The sequence below is a fragment of the Kocuria gwangalliensis genome (assembly GCF_039544365.1).
Classification (GTDB): Bacteria; Actinomycetota; Actinomycetes; order Actinomycetales; family Micrococcaceae; genus Kocuria; species Kocuria gwangalliensis.
On the sequence record NZ_BAABLN010000025.1, the window covers coordinates 1 to 4,417 of the forward strand.

At 61.3% G+C, this 4,417-nt stretch carries 3 protein-coding genes; all 3 read right to left on the reverse strand.

The features are described from left to right. On the reverse strand, positions 1-2,053 hold a 2,053-nt coding region (locus ABEA06_RS08500), incomplete at its 3' end, for a hypothetical protein (protein WP_345311191.1). 59 nt (positions 2,054-2,112) lie between these two features. Next, on the reverse strand, positions 2,113-4,059 hold the full coding sequence (locus tag ABEA06_RS08505; RefSeq protein WP_345311192.1) for an ATP-binding protein: 1,947 nt from the start codon (positions 4,057-4,059) through the stop codon (positions 2,113-2,115). Between the two features lie 192 nt (positions 4,060-4,251). Beyond that, the coding region (locus ABEA06_RS08510; protein ID WP_345311193.1) for a helix-turn-helix domain-containing protein at positions 4,252-4,417 on the reverse strand (166 nt) is incomplete at its 5' end.

The window sequence follows — 4,417 nt, forward strand, 5'->3', positions numbered from 1 at the left end:
CTGTGACAGAGGCTCGAATCCGTTCGATCACGTGCTCGCGATCACGGCCGGTGATAGGCAGGAGCATCTCCGTGGCGACCAGCATGGACGAAGTAGCAGCAGATGCGTCTCCAGCATCGAGGGAGCCGAGAAGAGCGGAGACGATGAGATCGACCTCAGGGAGCGCACCAATGTCACACAGTGCCATGCCGACGCGATAGGCATGCATGGGAGACACCTGCCAGCACTCACGGACGAGCCGCTCGGCGGCAGTTGCCGCTACGCGGTCATCGGTCTGGGCGGCGCCCGGGAGTCTTGTCGCGAAGCGGTCGATGGCGGCGAGGTACTCGGGTGCCGAAATTGACTCGCTGTTTCTTGAGGCTGTGAGCCAGCCCATCCATTGGGCGAGTTGCTGGTCGTCGTCGCCCATACCGAGGCCCAGAGAGGCATCGACTGCGGCAGCGACGGCGTCGAGCGCCTCGGCGCGTTGGTCCACCGAGGATCGGATTTCGGCGTGCTTCAACCAAGCCTCCACCTGCGATCCCGGATCGTAGGTCCGGTCGACGATCAGCGAGCCGACGTCATCCAACTTCTGCTGGACCCACTCGTGGGAGGACTGGTCGAGGGTCGCGAACTGTTCGATGGCCGCATGACGGAACTCGACGGACCAATAGGTTGAGCGCTTATCGCTCCATGCCCTGTCAAAGACGTCAGAGAGTCGCGAGAGTTCTGCGGATCCGCCGACACGATGGGCGAGGTGAATGATGTGTGCAACCAGGGCTGGGAAGGCATCCCGGACGCGATACCACCCATGCCAGTTGTTGGTTACCTGCCGGGGTACATCAATGACTCGAAGGATCTCGGCTGCTCGACCGGCTACTTTGGGCTCATCGACTAGTCCTTCGCGGGCCGCTATTGCCTCAGCCCGGAGGCGGGCCAAGGCGTGTACCGCGTCAATGAAGCGTCGACGTCCGGGGTCAAGGTGGCGCCTGCCATTCGCTCCGGTCGTCCCTGCCGTTTCCGTGTTGTCGACCGCAACCTCTATGCCTTGCTTCGGCGCACCTCTCGGACCCCGGCGAGCAAGGGTCAAATAACGACGGATCGTTTCCAGGTCCAGAACCTGCCAGTACCACGATTTCGGATCGCGGCCGAGATCGTCGTTGATGACCGGTTGGTCGCCCTCAGGGATCAGCGCCCGGAACGTCTCGCTGTCGCTGAGGCGGAGCGAAAGTAGGCACATCGCGGCTTGTAGACGAAATCCAAGAGATACTCGTGCGCCCTCAGTTGGTTCCTCCGGTTGGGATGATCCTTCAAGTTCGAGCATCTGCTTGATCTGTACGTGGGCCTCTTCGGCGTCGCCGTCGGCAGCAGCGATCAGTGCGCGTCTGAGGCGGCTGCGCATTTGCCAACTCAGGTCGCCTTCGGCGTCGATCTGTTCGCTGACACGATTGAGGTTGGCAAAGTCCCGGACTTCGAGAAGTTCGTCGAAGCAGGCTGATAGCACCTCGAGGCGTTGGTGTCGCCGATCTTCATGCTCACGTCCGAGTCGGAAGTCTTTTGCACGCTCTACGTTCTCCGGGTCCTGAGATCCCGCCGATTTCGGCACCGGAAGGGGAAGGTGCCGCTCCAAGTGCCTAAGTACGGCGTCTAGGCCAGAGACGTTGAACGTGGCGATGGCCCAGTCCGACACGCCGTCCGACTCGCCGCTCCGAGCAACTCGTGACTCAGTGAGGGCTGTGATGCCGTTTAAAGCATTGAGTACTTTCGCTGCGGCTGCGTTGCTTCCGTTTGCCGCCCAGGACGCGGCGATCGCGGCTGCAGTGTTCGCAGAGATTCGAACCTGCGAGCCGCGGACGACATAGTCGATCGCGCTCATGGCTGGGGTTAGGCCCGCCAGTGCCGTCGCTAGCTGCTCCGTACTGAAGGCCTGTTCACGTTGAGCGAGTTCGGCGGTGAAGAGCGCGAGACGAACAAATGCCGCGTCGTTGCCGGACCTCGCTGCGGCCCGCAAACCGAGGTGTGTCTGGTCTTGGATAACAGGTAAGGGTTCGAGTGCGCCGAGCTTGAAGCGCATTCCCCCGGGTGTGACCGTTGCCAGTACGCATGCATCGTCTCCAGCGAGGTAGCGGTGTGCTACCTCCTCGTCACGGTAGGTGGGCCAGGCGTCACCTGATTCAGCACATCGATCTGCAAGGTCAAGATGAAGGNGTCAAGATGAAGGTCCCGGTTTCGACTCTCGCTGATGACGCCGTCGATTCGGGCGGTCTCATCGGAAAGGAAGCGGCGAAAGCTGTTATGTACGAACTGCCACTCGTCGCCTTCGACCCGAAAGAAGGTCCGGGTGACTGACGCGAATCGACTCACCACATCGTTGGACGCCCAAGTGACCAGCCACTGCAGGTTCAGGGAGGTGCGCAATCGGGAGACGCTGGCGAGGAGATCAACGACTTCAGTGTCTAGTCTGACTGCCTGGTAGTACCCGCGGTAGCGCAGCTCCACGTTCCCGCGGTACCTCGACGCATCTGCAAGGACGCGCTCCGCCTCGGCACGCTGCTGCTTCTCATCTGGAAAGCGCGGCGGTAGTGCGCTCAACTCGCTAAGGAGGTACGTAGCGGCAAGCGGATGTCCCTCAGTCATTTCGACGAAGGTGTCGATCTGGCCAGGCCACAGCCAGTCCCCCAGACCTGCTTGGTCCGCGAGCTGCCGTACCTCATCGTTTGCCATCGGTGGCAGGGTCACGGTGCGACCAGACCGGGTCAGTGCATCGCGGATGTCTGCTGAAACGACGGCAGTGGTCTGCGTGCCGAGGATGACGAACACACCGTCGCCGATGCCCGCCGGCGCGGGTAGCTCCTCAAGCATGGATCGGATCGGGTTCTGCTCCCGTGGGATGTGATCGAGGCCGTCGATGATGATGACGGTTCTTTCGCCTCGAGACTTCCACGCCTCTTGAGCGCGGGCGAGCTGTTGCTCGACGCAGTATCGAAGACCCGGGATGCCTGATGGCTGACCACTACGGACGATTCCGGCTTCTTCCAAGGCCAGGGACAGATCGTTGAGGAATGACTCCGCCTCGCCTCGATGACTGAGGGGATTGGGCGAGTCTGGAACGAAGGAGTAGTAGCGAACGACCCGCCCCTCAATCGCGATGTCGGCCAACAGGGTCGACTTTCCCGATCCAGCTGGACCCACGAGCGCTAAGTACCCGCCATTGAGGGTGGCTAGCATCTTGTGCAAGGATTCAGTTGCAGCGTGATTTGGCGTGTAGGTACCAGGGACAGGGAACTCGTGTGGATTCTTGTACCGAAGGCGCGTCTCCCAACCCAGACGATGAAGCATTTCTGCTCGGTCGATACGACGCGGTCTGGCCGGGTCAGCGACACAGGCTTGGAGCTCACCTGCCAGGATACGTAGGTCGTTCTGCGCCTGCAGGTCGACTGCCCCGTCGAGCGTCGAGGGCGTATCGTCAACAGACTTGATCTCGAAGTCGAACTCAAGATCCTCGAGGAAACGTAAGAATTCGTCGTCGCTGAGACTTGATACTCGCTGCAGTTCCGCCCACACTGGCTCCCATCCCACAAAGGCATCCAGCGTTCTTAAGACGCTCATGTCCATGAATTTGCCCCGGGCCGCACGCTGGACCGGCCGGAATGATCGCTCCATGAAGGCCGCGAGGTGCTTTGGTCCGCTGGTGGTCGCGGAACCGAGCGCAGATTGCGCAGCTGGCGTGCTCGTCGAGGGATGGCCGTTGGTGCACAGGTGGATAGCCAACGGCCCATCCCATGTCGTTCGGATCGCTTGCCATGCCCGGGCCAACCCTGTCAGCAACGCATCCTGTGATGCCGACGCACCGGTTAGAGCACTCCAGGTGAAGGACTCGGGATACTGAGACCACTTCACTTGCAGGGCGTGACGCTTGGCACCCGCCTTGAACTGAAAGTCATCCGCAATTCCGGCGTCCGGATCAGCCATGTGAATCCACTCAAGCGTGGAGAGATGGTCGTACACTATCCGGGCTGCCAGCCCATACTGCCCGGCAAATCCAATGACTGCTCGCCGTTCACCTTCGGCTGGATCCATGCTTACTCCCTCTTGCAGGTCTAATCTCTAAGTTCTACCCCATAAGGGTCGGGACTGATGCACCGCCAGGTGACGATCTGGCTTGCCCGTAAGGCAGTAAGGATGAGACCGCTCTGACCGCGGTCAACTTGATGTCCGACAACTGGCTCGGCCGAGCTATACGCATCACAATGTCCACAGGAGATGACGGACTCAGATGGTCGTCGCCTGCGGGAGCTCTCGAATCCGCCGGTAGAGCGTCGCCCGGGACATCCCGAGGTCCCGCGCCACCTGGGTGGCCGGCTCCCCAGACTGGATCAGTCGCAGCGCGGTGCGGATCTGGGAGTCCGTGAAAGTCTGGCGGCGCCCGCCGAGGTCC